Source organism: Tabrizicola sp. T74 (genome assembly GCF_057219935.1).
Genome location: NZ_JBXVVT010000002.1, coordinates 91711 through 108269, shown reverse-complemented (window position 1 = coordinate 108269; position 16559 = coordinate 91711). Strand labels below are relative to the sequence as shown.

19 protein-coding genes are annotated in these 16559 nt (G+C 65.3%); 13 read left to right on the top strand and 6 right to left on the bottom strand.

What is annotated here, in order from left to right; genetic code table 11:
* The first annotated feature begins 25 nt into the window (after positions 1-25).
* The 9 genes from bchZ to AC2EAL_RS07185 all read left to right on the top strand — a co-directional run bounded on the left by bchZ (position 26) and on the right by AC2EAL_RS07185 (position 7188).
* The gene (gene bchZ, locus AC2EAL_RS07225) at positions 26-1507 is read left to right on the top strand and encodes a chlorophyllide a reductase subunit Z (RefSeq protein WP_484723948.1); all 1482 of its coding nucleotides are present in this window, start codon (positions 26-28) and stop codon (positions 1505-1507) included.
* A complete protein-coding gene (gene pufQ, locus AC2EAL_RS07220; RefSeq protein WP_484723522.1) occupies positions 1504-1737 on the top strand; it encodes a cytochrome PufQ in 234 nt (77 codons plus the stop codon). Before bchZ ends, pufQ begins: the two co-directional genes overlap by 4 nt.
* Positions 1738-1902: 165 nt before the next feature.
* Positions 1903-2052 carry a light-harvesting antenna LH1, beta subunit gene (pufB, locus tag AC2EAL_RS07215; protein WP_484723521.1) on the top strand — a complete coding sequence of 50 codons (150 nt, stop codon included), beginning with the start codon at positions 1903-1905 and terminating at the stop codon, positions 2050-2052.
* A gap of 13 nt (positions 2053-2065) precedes the next feature.
* Entirely contained in the window at positions 2066-2251 is a 186-nt protein-coding gene (gene pufA, locus AC2EAL_RS07210; RefSeq protein ID WP_484723520.1) for a light-harvesting antenna LH1, alpha subunit, read from the top strand.
* A gap of 136 nt (positions 2252-2387) precedes the next feature.
* On the top strand, positions 2388-3236 hold the full coding sequence (gene pufL / locus AC2EAL_RS07205) for a photosynthetic reaction center subunit L (RefSeq protein WP_484723519.1): 849 nt from the start codon (positions 2388-2390) through the stop codon (positions 3234-3236).
* Positions 3229-4152: a photosynthetic reaction center subunit M gene (gene pufM / locus AC2EAL_RS07200; protein ID WP_484723518.1), complete on the top strand. Its 924-nt coding sequence runs from the start codon at positions 3229-3231 to the stop codon at positions 4150-4152. The genes pufL and pufM overlap by 8 nt, the downstream gene beginning before the upstream one ends.
* Positions 4153-4162: 10 nt before the next feature.
* On the top strand, positions 4163-4384 hold the full coding sequence (pufX, locus tag AC2EAL_RS07195; RefSeq protein ID WP_484723517.1) for an RC-LH1 core complex protein PufX: 222 nt from the start codon (positions 4163-4165) through the stop codon (positions 4382-4384).
* A 171-nt stretch (positions 4385-4555) separates the two neighbouring features.
* Entirely contained in the window at positions 4556-6493 is a 1938-nt protein-coding gene (gene dxs, locus AC2EAL_RS07190; protein ID WP_484723516.1) for a 1-deoxy-D-xylulose-5-phosphate synthase, read from the top strand.
* A 113-nt stretch (positions 6494-6606) separates the two neighbouring features.
* Entirely contained in the window at positions 6607-7188 is a 582-nt protein-coding gene (locus AC2EAL_RS07185) for a hypothetical protein (RefSeq protein WP_484723515.1), read from the top strand.
* A 6-nt stretch (positions 7189-7194) separates the two neighbouring features.
* Here the strand turns inward: AC2EAL_RS07185 and ribD are convergent, their stop codons facing one another.
* Positions 7195-8292: a bifunctional diaminohydroxyphosphoribosylaminopyrimidine deaminase/5-amino-6-(5-phosphoribosylamino)uracil reductase RibD gene (gene ribD, locus AC2EAL_RS07180; protein WP_484723514.1), complete on the bottom strand. Its 1098-nt coding sequence runs from the start codon at positions 8290-8292 to the stop codon at positions 7195-7197.
* Positions 8289-8756 (bottom strand): transcriptional regulator NrdR, encoded by a 468-nt coding sequence (nrdR, locus tag AC2EAL_RS07175; RefSeq protein WP_128514091.1) that lies wholly within the window; start codon positions 8754-8756, stop codon positions 8289-8291. The genes ribD and nrdR overlap by 4 nt, the downstream gene beginning before the upstream one ends.
* A gap of 241 nt (positions 8757-8997) precedes the next feature.
* Between nrdR and AC2EAL_RS07170 the strand changes: the two genes are divergently transcribed.
* From AC2EAL_RS07170 to AC2EAL_RS07155, 4 genes are read left to right on the top strand one after another with little or no spacing between them, the layout of a single operon-like run.
* The gene (locus AC2EAL_RS07170) at positions 8998-9195 is read left to right on the top strand and encodes a glycosyltransferase family 2 protein (RefSeq protein WP_484723513.1); all 198 of its coding nucleotides are present in this window, start codon (positions 8998-9000) and stop codon (positions 9193-9195) included.
* On the top strand, positions 9192-10064 hold the full coding sequence (locus AC2EAL_RS07165; RefSeq protein ID WP_484723512.1) for a glycosyltransferase family 2 protein: 873 nt from the start codon (positions 9192-9194) through the stop codon (positions 10062-10064). Before AC2EAL_RS07170 ends, AC2EAL_RS07165 begins: the two co-directional genes overlap by 4 nt.
* Positions 10064-10939, top strand: a complete 876-nt coding sequence (locus AC2EAL_RS07160; protein ID WP_484723511.1) for a glycosyltransferase family 92 protein — start codon at positions 10064-10066, stop codon at positions 10937-10939. Before AC2EAL_RS07165 ends, AC2EAL_RS07160 begins: the two co-directional genes overlap by 1 nt.
* 35 nt (positions 10940-10974) lie before the next feature.
* A complete protein-coding gene (locus AC2EAL_RS07155; RefSeq protein WP_484723510.1) occupies positions 10975-11250 on the top strand; it encodes a hypothetical protein in 276 nt (91 codons plus the stop codon).
* 13 nt (positions 11251-11263) lie between these two features.
* Here AC2EAL_RS07155 and AC2EAL_RS07150 read toward each other — a convergent pair whose 3' ends face one another.
* From AC2EAL_RS07150 to dnaG, 4 genes are all read right to left on the bottom strand, one after another.
* Positions 11264-11734 (bottom strand): hypothetical protein, encoded by a 471-nt coding sequence (locus AC2EAL_RS07150; protein ID WP_484723509.1) that lies wholly within the window; start codon positions 11732-11734, stop codon positions 11264-11266.
* 115 nt (positions 11735-11849) lie between these two features.
* A complete protein-coding gene (locus AC2EAL_RS07145; RefSeq protein ID WP_484723508.1) occupies positions 11850-12431 on the bottom strand; it encodes a hypothetical protein in 582 nt (193 codons plus the stop codon).
* The gene (gene rpoD / locus AC2EAL_RS07140; protein ID WP_484723507.1) at positions 12428-14419 is read right to left on the bottom strand and encodes an RNA polymerase sigma factor RpoD; all 1992 of its coding nucleotides are present in this window, start codon (positions 14417-14419) and stop codon (positions 12428-12430) included. Before rpoD ends, AC2EAL_RS07145 begins: the two co-directional genes overlap by 4 nt.
* 74 nt (positions 14420-14493) lie before the next feature.
* Positions 14494-16425, bottom strand: coding sequence for a DNA primase (dnaG, locus tag AC2EAL_RS07135; protein WP_484723506.1), 1932 nt, complete (start codon positions 16423-16425; stop codon positions 14494-14496).
* Positions 16426-16559: the final 134 nt, after the last annotated feature.

Here is a 16559-nt window from a genome sequence, read left to right as displayed (position 1 = left end):
CGACGAAGGATCGGGGACGGTGGCCATGCTGATCCAGGATCATGACCGGGCGGGTGGCTACTGGGGGGCGGTCTATGCCTTCTGCGCCGTCAAGGGCCTGCAGGTCGTCATCGACGGCCCGGTGGGGTGTGAGAACCTGCCGGTGACATCCGTCCTGCACTACACCGATGCGCTGCCGCCGCATGAGTTGCCGATCGTCGTGACGGGCCTCGGCGAGGAAGAGCTTGGCCGCGATGGCACCGAAGGCGCGATGCGGCGGGCGTGGAAGACGCTCGACCCGGCTTTGCCTGCGGTGGTCGTCACGGGGTCGATTGCCGAGATGATCGGCGGCGGCGTCACGCCGATGGGGACCAATATCCAGCGCTTCCTGCCGCGGACCATCGACGAAGACCAGTGGCAGGCCGCCGACCGGGCGATGACCTGGATCTTCACCGAATTCGGGATGACCAAGGGGCGGATGCCCCCGGAAACCCCGCGCGCGGAGGGGTCGAAGCCGCGGGTCAATATCCTGGGGCCGATGTACGGCACGTTCAACATGCCCTCGGACCTGGCCGAGATCCGGCGGCTGGTCGAAGGCATCGGGGCCGAGATCAACATGGTGATGCCCCTGGGCGCGCACCTGGCCGAGATGCGGAACCTGGTCAATGCCGACGCCAACGTGGTGATGTACCGCGAGTTCGGCCGGGGTCTGGCCGAGTGCCTGGGCAAGCCCTATCTGCAGGCGCCCATCGGGCTTGAAAGCACGACCCTGTTCCTGCGGACGCTGGGCGAGATGCTGGGGCTCGACCCGGAGCCGTTCATCGCCCAGGAAAAGCATTCGACGCTGAAGCCCCTTTGGGACCTCTGGCGGTCGGTGACGCAGGACTTCTTTGCGACCGCAAGCTTCGCCATCGTCGCGAACGAGACCTATACGCGGGGCATCCGGAAGTTCCTTGAAGACGACCTCGGCCTGCCTTGCGCCTTCGCGGTGCCACGGCTGGCGGGGCAGAAGACCAACAACGAGGGCGTCAGGGCGCTGATGAAGCAGCACCGGCCGCTGATCGTGATGGGGTCGATCAACGAGAAGATCTACCTGGCGGAACTGAAGGGCGGGCATGGGCCTGCGCCAAGCTTCATTCCGGCGAGCTTCCCCGGGGCCGCGATCCGCCGCGCCACGGGGACGCCGTTCATGGGCTATGCCGGCGCGGTCTACCTGCTGCAGGAGGTCTGCAACGGGTTGTTCGACGCCCTGTTCCACATCCTGCCTTTGGGCAGCGACATGGACAGCGCCTCGGCCACGCCCACCACGCTCCGCCGTGACATGCCCTGGGATGCCGATGCGCAACTGGCGCTGGACCGCATCCTGCAGCAGCACCCGGTGCTGACCCGCATTTCCGCCGCGCGCACCCTGCGCGATGCGGCTGAAAAGACCGCGCTCGACCAAGGGGCCGAGCGGGTCATCCTGGAATTCGTCGAACCCCTGGCGGGCGGTAGCCCCGTAGGGACTGAAAGGGGAGAGAAAGCATGAGCGACCAGAGCTACATCAGCCACGTTCAGCTGAAGACGGCGCACTGCAAGCGTACGCCCAAGGCGGAATACGCGACCTACTTCGCGCTGATCCTGATCCTTGCGCTGCCGGTGCAGTGCCTGGTCTGGCTGGGTTCGACCCTGCGGCACATGCGCCTTCCGGCACAAGGTCCCCTCGCGCGCGCGCTTCGCGATGCCGAGGAGATCACGCCTTCGATCTTCCGCCCCTGAAAAGGCGGATCATAAGACCGACGCGGTGCGCCCGCCCGTCCGGTGAAGCCTTCGGGAGGGGCGGGGGAAACCCCGGCCCTTCCGGAACCAACGGTGCAGCAGTCCGCTGCCCCGTGTACCCAGCCGCAGGGGATGCGGCGTCAGTCTGCCAATCCGGAGGATAGAATGGCTGATAGATCCGACCTGAGTTTCACAGGTCTCACCGACGAGCAGGCGCAAGAACTGCACTCCGTCTACATGCAAGGGCTTTGGTTGTTCGTGATCATCGCCGTCGTTGCACATGCGGCAGTGTTCTTCTGGCGCCCGTGGTTCTGAGGAGGAACGATAAATGTCCAAATTCTACAAGATCTGGCTCATCTTCGATCCTCGTCGCGTCTTCGTGGCACAGGGCGTGTTCCTGTTCCTCCTGGCGGCAATGATCCACCTCGTGCTGCTCAGCACGCCTGCCTACAACTGGTTCGACATCGCGTCCGCCAAGCACGGCTACGTCGCGGCGGAAGCAGCCAGCGAATAGGCCATGCGCTTCGTTGGGGGCGGCGTAGCCCTGCGCCTGCCGCCCCTGACAACCTGACGTCTGACACATATCCGGCATCGCCTCACCGCCTGCGCCCGACGGCGGCCCTGACCGGAAAGAAACGCGAGAGGGAAGCATGGCACTGCTCAGCTTCGAACGAAAATACCGCGTGCCGGGAGGCACGCTGATCGGGGGCAACCTGTTCGACTTCTGGGTCGGCCCCTTCTATGTCGGGTTCTTCGGGGTCCTGACCTTCTTCTTTGCGGTGCTTGGCACGGTGCTGATCCTGTACGGGGCCGTGCTGCAGGGGACCTGGAACCCCTGGCTGATCTCGATCAACCCGCCGCCCGTCGAAGCGGGCCTGGCGATGGCCCCCCTGCGTGAGGGCGGGCTTTGGCAAATCATCACGATCTGCGCGATCGGGGCCTTCGTGACCTGGGCCCTGCGCGAGGTCGAAATCTGCCGCAAGCTGGGGATGGGCTACCACGTGCCCTTTGCCTTCGGCATGGCGATCTTCGCCTATGTGACGCTGGTGGTGATCCGCCCCGTCCTGATGGGGGCCTGGGGCTATGCCTTCCCCTACGGGATCTGGACGCACCTCGATTGGGTGTCGAACACCGGCTACACCTACGGCAACTTCCACTACAACCCGGCGCACATGATCGCGGTGAGTTTCTTCTTCACCAACGCGCTGGCCCTGGCCCTGCATGGCGCGCTGATCCTGTCGGCGGCCAACCCCGAAAAGGGGAAAGAGATGCGGACGCCGGACCACGAGGACACCTACTTCCGCGACCTGATCGGCTATTCGGTCGGCACGCTGGGCATCCACCGCCTGGGACTTCTGCTGGCGCTGAATGCCGGGTTCTGGTCGGCGGTCTGCATCGTCATCTCGGGCACGATCTGGTTCGACCAGTGGGTCGTCTGGTGGGACTGGTGGCTGCAACTGCCCTGGTGGGCTGGGATTCCGGGAGGCGTAAATGGCTGAGTATCAGAACATCTTCACGCAAGTTCAGGTGCGCGGGCTGCCCGAGATGGGGATGACCGAAGAGGTCGAACTGTCGAACCGGACCACGGGGGCAAGGTTCTCGTCGCTGGCCGGCTGGTTTGGCAACGCGCAGCTTGGGCCGGTCTACCTGGGCACGATGGGGGTGATCTCGCTGGCCGCTGGCCTTGCCTGGTTCGTCACTGTGGGCCTGTGGTACTGGTACCAGGCGGGCTACAACCCGGCGGTCTTTGCCCGCGACCTGTTCTGGTTCAGCCTGGAACCCCCGGCCGAGGAATACGGCCTGGGCTTCGCGCCGCTGGCCGAAGGCGGGGTCTGGATCATCGCCAGCTTCTTCCTGCTGGTAAGCGTCTGCGCCTGGTGGGTCCGTACCTACCTGCGTGCGCAGGCTCTGGGGATGGGCAAGCACGTGAGCTGGGCCTTCGCCAGCGCAATCTGGCTGTTCCTGGTGCTGGGCCTGTTCCGGCCGATCCTGATGGGGTCGTGGAGCCATGCCGTGCCCTACGGCATCTTCAGCCACCTCGACTGGACCAACAACTTCTCGCTGCAATACGGCAACTTGTTCTACAACCCGTTCCACGCGCTTAGCATCGTCTTCCTCTATGGATCGGCGCTGCTGTTCGCGATGCACGGGGCGACGATCCTGGCCGTAAGCCGCTTTGGCGGCGACCGGGAGCTTGAGCAGATCGCCGACCGGGGCACCGCCTCTGAACGGGCGGCTCTCTTCTGGCGCTGGACCATGGGGTTCAACGCGACGATGGAAGGGATCCACCGCTGGGCCTGGTGGTTTGCGGTGCTGGTCACGCTGACCGGCGGCATCGGCATCCTGCTGACGGGCACGGTCGTCGACAACTGGTACGTCTGGGCACAAGAGCACGGCTACGCGCCGCTCGACTAAGGAGGTCGATATGCCGAACGATTACTTCGAGGAAAGCAAGCAGACCAGCCTGGTGTACTGGGGCCTTGGCCACATGCTGAGGGGGGCCGGGTACGCCGCGGCCTTCGTCATCGCCATCGTGCTTCTGGTCTGGGCGATCTACCTGGTCGGGCTGCTTCTCCCCGAGGAAAGCCGCCAGACGCCGGACCCGATGGCCGCGCTTGAGATGCCGCTTGTGGCCGAGGTGGCCTGAAAGACCCACGGGTCCGAGGCCGATGCTTCGGGCCCGCCTTGCCGATCCTGACCCTCCCACGGGTCCGGATGTCGGGACCTCCGGGCCCCGGTTCCCTTCCTGTCGGACGACAGGCACTTGTGCCGTGTGGCCAATCCCCACACGGCACCTTTTGACCCCAAGGAGGCCGCCATGACCGCGCCCGGTTCCGCCGCCCTGACCCCCAAGCCGATGCTTGACCGCGTGGCCAGCCCCGCCGACCTGCGCGCGCTGCCCGACCGCGACCTGACCCAACTGGCCGACGAGTTGCGGCAAGAGGTGATCGAGGTCGTCAGCCAGACCGGCGGGCATCTCGGCTCCTCGCTGGGGGTGGTCGAGCTGACCGTCGCCCTGCACGCGGTCTTTGACACGCCCCGCGACAAGCTGATCTGGGACGTCGGTCACCAGTGCTATCCGCACAAGATCCTGACCGGCCGCCGCGACCGGATGCTGACGCTGCGCCAGGCGGATGGCCTGAGCGGGTTCACCAAGCGGTCGGAAAGCGAATACGATCCGTTCGGGGCGGCGCATTCGTCGACCTCGATCTCGGCGGCCCTGGGCTTTGCCATGGCGCGCGAGATGGGGCAGGCGGTGGGCGATACCGTGGCCGTCATCGGCGACGGGGCGATCACGGCGGGCATGGCCTACGAGGCGATGAACCATGCCGGTCACCTTGGTACCCGGCTGTTCGTGGTCTTGAACGACAATGACATGTCGATTGCCCCGCCGGTGGGGGCGATGCAGACCTACCTGAATTCCATTGCGCAGAAGGGCCCGCTGGCCACGCTGAAGGCCATCGCCGAAGGGATCGAAGAGGCGCTGCCCGGCCCCTTGCGCGAAGGCGCGCGGCGGGCGCGCGAGATGGTCAGCGACCGCCCGGGCGGCGTGACGCTGTTTGAAAAGCTGGGCTTTTCCTACTTTGGCCCGGTCAACGGGCATGACGTGCCGATGCTGCTGCATGCCTTGCGCTCGATGCGCGACAAGGCCGAGGGGCCGGTCCTGTTGCATGTCGTGACCAAAAAGGGCTGCGGCTATGGCCCGGCGGAAGGCGCGGACGACAAGTACCACGGCGTCGCCAAGTTCGACATTGCGACCGGCAAGCAGCACAAGACGCCCGCGAATGCGCCGAACTATACGGCGGTCTTCGGCCAGACGCTGACGGACGAGGCGGCGCGTGACCCGCGGATCGTGGCGATCACCGCAGCGATGCCGGGGGGCACGGGCCTTGACGTGATGCAAAAGCGCTTCCCGGCGCGGGTGTTCGACGTAGGGATTGCCGAACAGCATGGCGTCACCTTCGCGGCGGGGCTGGCGGCGGGGGGGATGCGGCCGTTCTGCGCGATCTATTCCAGCTTCCTGCAGCGCGGCTATGACCAGATCGTCCATGACGTCGCACTGCAGAACCTGCCCGTCCGCTTCATGATCGACCGCGCCGGGCTGGTGGGGCAGGACGGCGCGACCCATGCCGGGGCCTTCGACACGATGTACCTGGCGAACCTGCCGAACATGACGGTGATGGCGGCAGGCGATGAGGCGGAACTGGTCCATATGATCGCCACCGCCGCCCGGCATGACGAGGGGCCGACCGCGCTGCGCTATCCGCGCGGCGAGGGGATGGGCGTGGCGCTGCCCGAACGCGGGACGCCGCTGGAGATCGGCAAGGGCCGTGTCTTGCGCGAAGGCGGGGATGTTGCGCTGCTATCCTTTGGCGCGCATCTGTCTGAAGTGCTGGCTGCCGCCACGATCCTGGAAGCCGAGGGCCTGTCCGTCACGGTCGCCGATGCCCGCTTTGCCAAGCCGCTGGACCACGCGCTGATCGACCAGCTCTACCGCCACCACCAAGCGCTGGTGACGGTGGAACAGGGCTCGACCGGCGGTTTCGGGGCCTTGGTGCTGCACCACCTGGCCGCAACCGGCGCGCTGGACCGACGCGGAGCGGTGCGCACCATGACCCTGCCGGACCGGTTCATCGACCAGGCAAGTCCGTCGCAGATGTACGCCTGGGCTGGGCTGGCGGCCGCCGATATCGCCGCCACCGCCCGCGCAGTGGTGCTTCCTGCGAGGTCAGGCGAGGTTGTCAAGTTGCGCTGACACTGGTCAGCGTTTCCTGTGGAAAAACTGCCAGAAGTGTAAACTTCGGACGGGATTTTCTGCAGAACTGTGCTAAGGTCCCTTCGCTGACTACGCTGGGGAGGGCGAGAGCAGTGAAGTTCCTGCAGGTCTACGCAGTTGTAGACAGCGAATATCGGGTACTCTGGGTTGGGGGAGAGTGGGATGAGTTCGCGCTTAACGGCGGGGCGAACTCGGCTACCTCCAACGCCGTCCTGTCGACTTCGGTGATGGCGCATATCGCCGGGTCCGAGACGCGGGCCGAGACCGCCCGCATGATCGACGCAGTGCTGGAGCACAAGCGCACCCTGCGGCTTGAGTATCGCTGCGATTCGCCCAGCATGGCCCGCAAGTTCCAGATGACCATCCAGCCGATGAAGGATGATCGCGCGCTGATGGTGCATGACCTGAAGGACGCCTGGCACTACTCGCCGCCCCTGAACCGCTGGCACTACGACCCGGCGGCGGCGGATGTGAAATGTTCGTTCTGCGGCAATGTCCGGTTGGACGGGGAGACCGATTGGACCTCCTGCGACGATATCGGCGAACGGCACCCGACGCATGTCACGTATGAGGTCTGCCATAGCTGCGTCGTCGCCATCGAAAAGGCGGTCGAGGATGTGCGGCTTGGAATCGGGGCAAGCGTGCCCCTGGACGAGGACAAGCTGCCGCGCTGACCCTCGTCAGGCGCCGTCCTGCATCTGCCACAGCGAATAGAGGTCCGGCCCCAGCCGATCAGTTTCCAAAAGCCGCGGCCTTGGGGCGTCGGCCAGCGCGGACAGCATCAGCGGACCCAGCGCCGGATGCCCCTCGGCCCCGATCAGCGCGCCGCCGGAAAAGAGCGCGAGGTCATCGACCAGCCCGGCCCGGATCAAGGCTGCGGCCAGCGTGCTGCCGCCTTCGCTGAGGATGCGGGTCAGGCCGCGGTCGGCAAGGCTGCGCAGGGCGGCGGCAAGGTCTAGGCCCTGGGTCGTCTCGGGCACCTCGATCAGCTCGGCCCCCGTGGCGCCCCAGGCCTGCCGCGCCGGGGCAGGGGCGGAGGGGCCATGCAGGACCCAGACCGGATGAGCGCGGGCGGTGCGGCCAAGGCGGCTGTTGGGCGCGTGCCGCAAGGCGCGGTCGACCAGGATGCGGACCGGCTGCCGCACCGTGCCCATGTCGCGGACCGTCAGGTCAGGGTCATCGGCCAGCGCGGTGCCGGACCCGACCATCACCGCGTCGTGGGCCAGCCGCAGCGCATGCACCTTGCGCCGAGCTTCGGGCCCGGTGATCCAGCGGCTTTCCCCGCTGGCCGTGGCGATGCGACCGTCCAGCGTCGCAGCCAGTTTCAGGGTCAGGAAGGGCAGGCCACGTGTCACCCGCTTGAGGAACCCCACGTTCAACCGCCGCGCCGGGCCCGGCAGGACGCCTTCGGTCACCGCGATCCCTGCGGCCCGCAGCATCGCATGGCCCTTGCCGGACACGCGCGGGTCAGGGTCGGTCAGCGCGGTGACGACCCGGGAGACGCGCGCGGCGATCAGCGCCTCGGCGCAAGGCGGCGTCTTGCCGTGATGGGCGCAGGGTTCCAGCGTGACATAGGCGGTGGCGCCTTCGGCCAAGGGCCCCGCCTGCTGCAGGGCGCGCACCTCGGCATGGGGGCGGCCGCCCGGCTGGGTCCAGCCCCGCCCCACCACCAGCCCGTCCTTGACGATGACGCAGCCCACCGCCGGGTTCGGCCAGACATTGCCAAGGCCCCGCGCGGCAAGGCGCAGGGCATGGGCCATGTGTTCGGTGTCGGTCACTCTTCCCCGGCGGCTCCGGGCCGAAGCTCTGAGACAAAGCCGTCGAAGTCGTCAGCGGTCTGGAAGTTCTTGTAAACGCTGGCAAAGCGCACGTAGGCAACGGTGTCGATCCGCGCCAGGCTTTCCATCACGATCTCGCCGATGACCTTGGACGAGATGTCGGTGTCGCCAAGGCTCTCCAGCCGCCGCACGATGCCCGAGATCATCTGGTCGATGCGTTCGGGGTCGATCGGGCGCTTCTGCATCGCGATCCGGATCGAGCGTTCTAGTTTCGAACGGTCGAAATCCTCGCGCTTGCCCGAGGACTTGATGACGACCAGATCGCGCAGCTGGACGCGTTCATAGGTGGTGAAGCGGCCGCCGCATGCCGGGCAAAAGCGCCGACGGCGGATCGAGACATGATCCTCCGCAGGGCGCGAGTCCTTCACTTGCGTGTCGATGTTGCCGCAGAACGGGCAGCGCATCGGCCCCCTCCCTTGCTTTGTGGTTGTTCCTGCCTCAAGGCCGGGTGTATCCCCCGGTTCCCCGCTACAGACTATAGGGGAGGCGCATGGATTTCGGGAAGCCCCTTATTCGTGCCGCAGAATATGGGGGCGGCACTGTGGCGGCGGGGACTCACGCCGACTTGAACCGTGGGCGGTCGGATGCATAGATGAGGGGGACAGAGGCGTGAGGGCGGCACGCGCCGGGGGAAAGAGGCAAGGCGTGGCAAGCATCGCACTGTGCGGCATCGTCAAGGACGAGATCCACGCCATCGTCGAATGGCTGGCGCATTACAAGGCGTTGGGCTTCACCGATTTCCTGATCTACGACAACGAAAGCACCGACGGCACCAGCGACATCCTGCGCGAGGCGGGGCTAAGTTTCCCGATCTGGCCCTGCACCAAGGTCGAAGCCCCATGACCAGCATCGCGCTTTGCGCCATCGTGAAGAACGAGGTCCGGGCCATCGTCGAATGGCTGGCGCATTACAAGGCGTTGGGGTTCACCGATTTCGTGATCTACGACAACGAAAGCACCGACGGGACCGAGAAGATCCTGCAGGCACTGGACGAAGCGGGTGAGCTGATCCGGATCGATTGGCCGCACACCGTTGGGGAGAATCCGCAAACCATGGCCTACAATCACATGCGGAAGTCCTCGACCGTCGACTGGATCGCGTTCTTTGATGCCGACGAGTTCTTGTTTCTGCGGCATGACGACAGCATAGCCGACTTCCTGCGGCGGTTCGAAGCCGACGTGGGCGCGATTGCGGTGAACTGGGTCCCGTTCAACAGCGGTGGCCAGCACAGCTATCGGGCGGCTCCGGTGATCGAGCGCTTTACCGAAAGCCTGCACCCCTCGGCGCGCATTGGCCACATCATCAAGTGTATTGGACGGCGCGTCGCTCTGAAAGGAACCCACATCCACATCGTCCTGCTGCGCAAGGGCCTTCGCTACGTGACGCCCTCTGGAACGGATGCCGTGTTCCAGTCGCGCACAACGACCCGGACGCCCGATGTCGAGGTGGCGGCGCTGCATCACTATGTGGTCAAGTCTTTGGAAGAATTCGAAGAAAAGCGCATGCGCGGCCATGCCAACTCGCACGATGCCGACAGGAAGCGGGCCAAGCTGGACCGACGTCTCCGGATATCCAACGCGCCGGGAACGCGGAACAACGACCTTCTTGCCTGGTCGGACCGCATGCGGACCGAGGCGATGCGGATACGCGCCATACTTCTGGACGCCGGGATAAGCTATCCGGTCTGGCCCTTTGTCGAGGCCGATGGCTGATGACCGACCCAAGCATCGCGCTTTGCGCCATCGTGAAGAACGAGGTCCGGGCCATTGTCGAATGGCTGGCGCACTACAAGGCGCTGGGATTCACCGATTTCGTGATCTACGACAACGAAAGCACCGACGGGACCGAGAAGATCCTGCAGGTGCTGGACGAAGCGGGCGAGCTGATCCGGCTGGACTGGCCGCATTCGATGGGCGAACGCCCGCAACGCGCCGCGTATGAGCACATGCGCAAGAATTCCACCGTCGACTGGATCGCCTTCTTCGACGCGGACGAATTCCTGCTTCTGCGCCGCGACCGGACCATCGCCGAGTTCCTGGCGCGGTTCGATGACGAGGTGAGCGCGGTGTCCATCAACTGGGTCGTGTTCAACAGCGGCGGGCAGGACCGCTATCGCGCATTGCCAGTGATCGAACGGTTTACCGAAAGCCTCGAACGCCGCGCGCCCTACAATCGCAGCATGAAGGGGATTGCCCGGCGCGAAAGGCTTGCGGGCATCGGCATCCACCGGCAGGACATTGCGGAAGGGCGCTATGTGACGCCGACGAACAAGGACGCGGACTTCGTGACCGGCCAGATCATGCGGCGGCATGAACCCCGGGTGGCAGTGCTGCATCACTACATGGTCAAGTCGCTGGAAGAATACGAGGAAAAGCGCAACCGCGGCCATGCGAACTCGCACAATCCCCAGAGGAAGCTGGACAAGCTCATCAACCGCTTCCCGGAGGCGAATGCGCCCGGAGAGCCCAACACCGACATTCTGGTGATGTCCCCTCGGATGCGGGCCGAAGCGTTGCGGCTTTGTGCCATCCTGCGTGAGGCGGGGCTGTTCTACCCGGTCTGGCCCTTCGTCGAGGCCGAAAGTTAGTAGATTATTGTCACACCCGTGTTACGATTCCGTGCATGTGGCGTCGACTCATCCCACTACTCCTTGTGGCCGGACCGGCGGCGGCTGATGGCCCGATCGCCGAGGTGATCTGTTTTCCCCGGACCGAACTGGTGCAGCGGATGACGGGGGCGAGCGTGACGGGCGCGGGCCTACGGGATGCCGAAACGGTGCTGGAGATCTGGACCAAGGCCTCGGGCGACTGGACGCTGGTGCAAAGCTACGCCAACGGGACGGCCTGCATCCTGGCGATGGGCGAGGCCTGGGAGGCCGTGATCCCCCCACCGGCTTGATTTCGATGCCCGCCTAGTTGCAGGCGGTGGTCCAGGACTGGCTGTCGTAGTCCCAGCACTGGCCGATCCCGGCCTTGAGGTCGCTGATCGTGTCGAGGCCCCATTTGACGCTGCCCTTGTCGCAGGTCAGCGTGGCGAGCGTCTCGTCGCCCTTAAGCACGTTGACCCCGCCCTCCAGAACCGCGTTTTCGTCCATCTTGTCGAACGAGGACCAGACCTCATAGGTCACGCCCTCGTTTTCGAAGGCGACCATGTCCCAGATCGCCCGCCCGATCCCGGGCCAGGGGGTGTAGTCGACGGTCTCCAGCGGTTCGTAAAGGATGATCTCCGGACTGCCCTCGCGCCCGAAGCTGTAGGTCAACTCGCCCCGCCAGGAGCAGACCTCGACCACCTTCTTGCCGATGGGGCAGGAGAAGACCTCCTCCTCCTGGCAGGTGGCGTGTGCTGGGTTGGCGAGGAGGATGAGGAGAAGGGCTGCGCGCATGGGGACCTCCGGGGTTCAGGGGAGTGTGCGGCGGGAGGGGCCGGGGCGCAAGGTGGGGGAAATCGTAGGGTGCGGCTCACAGCGCATCGTCGGATGATGCGCTGTGAGACGCACCTTACGGGTTGGCCGGGCCAACGGGATCGGTTGACGTGTAGTAGACGCCGAAGCTGTTGCCCCAGCCATGCAAGTCGATCACGACCTCTGTCCCCATCGACCGCGCCAGCACCTTTTCTTCCCCGCTGTCAAAACAGACGCGGCCAAACAGGTCGTAAACGCGATCGCGGATGACTGACTTGTGTCTACAGCCGGCCGAGGGTCGGTCGACGCTTCCGCCGAAGTTCATCTGGGCAATCACTTGCTGGGTGGTGGACCCGCCGAGGGCAAGTGCAAGCACCCCGGGAAGCGTGATGTAGCCCGTGACAAAGATCAGCCCGAAGGCGGCAAGGGCCGGGAAGATGCGGAAGACAAAGTGGTTTTCCGGCAGGCCCGAGGGTTGGACGACCGGTCCATCAGGCTCACTCAGGCCACGGATGATCCAGACGGCGGGCAGGATGATCCCGACCGCCAGTGCGTAGGGATACGCCGTTTCCAGCCACCACTCCGACGGTAGAAAGTGGACGTAGCGTGACATCAGGGCCACCGGCGCCAGAACAAGAAGCCCCAGCGCCCCGGCCACCCATTTGCTGGTCCGGCTCACTGATCCAGGAAACTCCGCAACTTCCTGCTCCGGCTCGGGTGCTTCAGCTTCCGCAGCGCTTTCGCCTCGATCTGCCGAATCCGTTCCCGCGTCACGGAAAACTGCTGGCCGACCTCTTCCAGCGTGTGGTCGGTGTTCATCCCGATGCCGAAGCGCATGCGCAGCACGCGTTCCTCACGCGGCGTCAGGGAGGCCAGGACGCGGGTGGTCGTCTCCTTCAGGTTCTCCTGAATGGCGCTGTCCAAAGGCAGGATCGCGTTCTTGTCCTCGATGAAGTCGCCAAGCTGGCTGTCTTCCTCGTCGCCGATGGGCGTCTCAAGCGAGATCGGCTCCTTGGCGATCTTCATCACCTTGCGGCCCTTTTCCAGCGGCATCTGCAGCTTTTCGGCCAGTTCCTCGGGCGTCGGTTCGCGGCCGATTTCGTGCAGCATCTGGCGGCCGGTGCGCACGAGCTTGTTGATCGTCTCGATCATGTGGACCGGGATGCGGATCGTCCGGGCCTGGTCGGCAATGCTGCGCGTGATCGCCTGGCGGATCCACCAGGTCGCGTAGGTCGAGAACTTGTAGCCCCGGCGGTATTCGAACTTGTCGACGGCCTTCATCAGGCCGATGTTGCCTTCCTGAATGAGATCAAGGAATTGCAGGCCGCGATTGGTGTACTTTTTCGCAATCGAGATCACCAGACGCAGGTTCGCCTCGACCATTTCCTTCTTGGCCTGACGCGCCTCTTTCTCGCCCTTCTGGACCTGGTTCACGATCCGGCGGAATTCGCTGATGTCGACACCGACATACTGGCCCACCTGGGCCATTTCGGCGCGCAGCTCCTCGACCTTGTCGCGGCTGCGTTCGATCAGCGCCTGCCAGCCGCGGCCGGCCTTCTGGCCCATCCGCTCCAGCCACGAGGGGTCAAGCTCATAGCCCTGGTATTCCTGGATGAATTCCTGCCGGTTGATCCGGGCGGCATCGGCCAGCTTCACCATCCCTGAGTTGATCGACATGATCCGCTTGTTGATGCCGTAGAGCTGGTCGATCAGCGCTTCGATGCGGGAGTTGTTCAGGTGCAGCTCGTTGACCAGAAGCACGATTTCCGACCGCAGCTTCTGATAGGCGGCCTCGTCCGAGGTCGAGAAGCGCTGGCTGGAGGACAGCGTCGCGTTCATGCGGCTTTCCTGCATGTCAGCCAGCTTGTCATAGTCGCGCGCGATCAGGTCCAGCGTCTCCAGCACGCGGGGCTTCAGCGCGGCTTCCATCGCGGCCAGCGACATGTTCGAGGCTTCGTCATCCTCGTCCTCGTCCATCTCGCGCAGGATCGGGTTGCCGTCGGCATCCAGTTCCGGCTCGGCGCTCGATGACCGGCGCGGGGCGGCTTCGCCCACGCCCACGTCGTCCAGCGGCGGGCCGTCCATTTCTTCGTCACCATCCAGGCTGCGGCCGAAGGTGGCCTCCAGGTCAATGACGTCGCGCAGCAGGATCTCTTCGTTCAGAAGTTCGTCGCGCCAGATGATGATGGCCTGGAAGGTCAGGGGCGACTCGCAGAGCCCCGCGATCATCGTGTTGCGGCCGGCCTCGATGCGCTTGGCGATGGCGATCTCGCCCTCACGCGACAGCAGTTCGACGCTGCCCATCTCGCGCAGGTACATCCGCACCGGGTCGTCGGTGCGGTCGAGCGTCTCGGTCGTGGCCCCGGCGACGGCGATCTCGCGGCTGGTGGAGGTTTCGACCAGTTCCCCGGCGGGCTGTTCGCCTTCCTCGACCTCTTCGTCCTCGATGATGTTGATGCCCATTTCGGACAGCATCGACATCACGTCCTCGATCTGTTCCGAGGACACCTGTTCCGGTGGCAGGACCGTGTTCAGCTGGTCGTAGGTGATGTAGCCCCGCTCCTTCGCGTCGGCGATCATCTTCTTGACCGCCGCCTGGCTCATGTCGAGCGAGACGTCCGCGTCATCGGTTTCCGGCTTGGCGTCGTCGGTGTCCTTGAGGGCCATGAGTGCTCCTTGGCGCGAATCGGGGCGTGGCAAAACGAATCAATAACGCGAATCAGGCTGGGGGAAAGGCCGAATCAGCGGTTTTTCTTGACCCAGACCTGGCTATCGATCAGGGATTGCAGATGTCTTGACAGGGCGGCGCGGTCTTCTCCCAGGTCCGAACTGTCTGAAATTCCGCTTTTTTCCGACCGGTGACGGGCCTCGGCGGCCTGGGAAAGCCGCCAGGTCAGGCCCTCGTCGGGCAGGCCGTCCATATCCTCCATCGCATCTTCTATTTCGCGGCGCGCGCCCCGGCGGGCTTCCAGTTTCGCCAATTCTTCGGCCAGGCAGAGCGCGGCAAGCTCGTCATCCTGAAGGTTGCGGACCGGGGGTGCGATGGCGACATGGGGTCGCGCAAGCAGCGCTTCAAGGGCGGCGGGGGCGGAAGCGGTGATCTTTGCATAGAGATCAGGCATGTCGGCGCCCGCCAGGATCATTTGGCGCAGGGTGTCATGGTCCTCGCCGCTCAGGTCCAGCCGTTCCAGTGCGGATTCAAAGCGGTGGATGAGGGCGGGATGCAGAATCAGGATCGCCAGGATCACCGCCTCGCGCAGGGTTTCCTCGACCGGCCCCTGCGCCTGGGCCAGGAGCGAGGACCGCGTGGTCGCAAGGGCCCCGCCGGGGGGCGCATAGCGGCCACGACCGGGGCGGAAGGGGCCGGGCTGGAAGGGGCGATACTGGGCAGTGCCGAACAGCTCCAGCCGCAGGCGCTTCATCTCCTCGGCGTAATGGCTGCGGATCGAGGGGTCGGTGATCCGTGCCAGGTGGGTGCGCAGGGTCTTGTCCAGCGCGGCGCGGCGTTCGGGGCTGTCGAAGATGCGGCCCTCGGTTTCCCTTTGCCACAGAAGCTGGACCATGGGCTTGGCCTGATCCAGGACGGCCTGCATCGCGGGCGCGCCTTGCGCCTTGATCAGGTCGTCGGGGTCAAGGCCGCCGGGCAGGATCGCGATGCGGAGCGCCTTTCCGGCCTCGAGAAGTGGCAGGGCAAGGTCGATGACCCGCTGCGCGGCCGCGATCCCGGCCTTGTCGCCGTCGAGCGCCATGATTGGCTCATCGGCGATCTTCCAGATCATCCGCAGCTGTTCTTCGGTGACAGCAGTCCCCAAGGGTGCCACGGCGGCAGTGAAGCCGGCCTCGGACAGCGCGATCACGTCCATGTAGCCTTCGGCGACGATCAGCGGCTTGCCCTTGCCGGCAGCCTCGCGGGCGGGGGAATGGTTGAAGAGGTTGCGGCCCTTGTCGAAAAGCTCGGTTTCGGGGCCGTTCAGGTATTTCGCCTGGACGTTCGGGTCCAGGGTCCGGCCACCAAGGCTGATCGGGCGGCCCCGGGTGTCCTTGATCGGGAAGATGATCCGGGCGCGGAAGCGGTCGTAGAGGCTGCCGTCGTCGCCCTTGGCGATCAGGCCCGAGGCGACCATCAGATCCGGCGAGACGCCCTTGGCGGCCAGCGCGTCCTTCAGCGCGTGACGCGAGGCGGGGGCCCAGCCGATGTCCCAGCGGTCCCAGGCGGCCTCGTTCAGGCGGCGCTTCTGCGCAAGGTACGTCCGCGCCTCGGCCCCGGCGCCGGTCTTCAGCTGCAGGCGGTAGAACTTGATCGCCTCGTCCATCACCTGTTGCAGCAGCGTCCGCCGGTCGGCGCGTTCGGCGGCCTTGGGGTCGCGGGCGGGTATCTGCATCCCGGCCTCGCGGGCGAGAATCTCCACCGCCTCCATGAAGCCGAGGTTCTCTGACTCCTTCACGAAGGTGACCGCATCGCCCTTCGCGTGGCAGCCGAAGCAGTAGTAATACCCCTTGCGGTCATCGACGTGGAAGCTGGCCGACTTTTCCTGGTGGAACGGGCAGGGCGCCCAGAAGTCGCCCTTCGCCAGGTTCGACTTGCGCATGTCCCAGGTGACCTTGCGCCCCACGATGGAGGAGAGGGTCACCCGGGTGCGCAGCTCGTCGAGGAATCCGTTCGGCAGGGACATGGGACAGATATGGCGCTTGAGGCCTGACGAGTCGAGGGTGGACGCCCCAGGGGTTTCACACCCCCCGCGTCCAGTGGTGCTCGAACCAATGGCGCATCCACTGAACGCACCCGTGGGATATTTGGGGAAGAGAA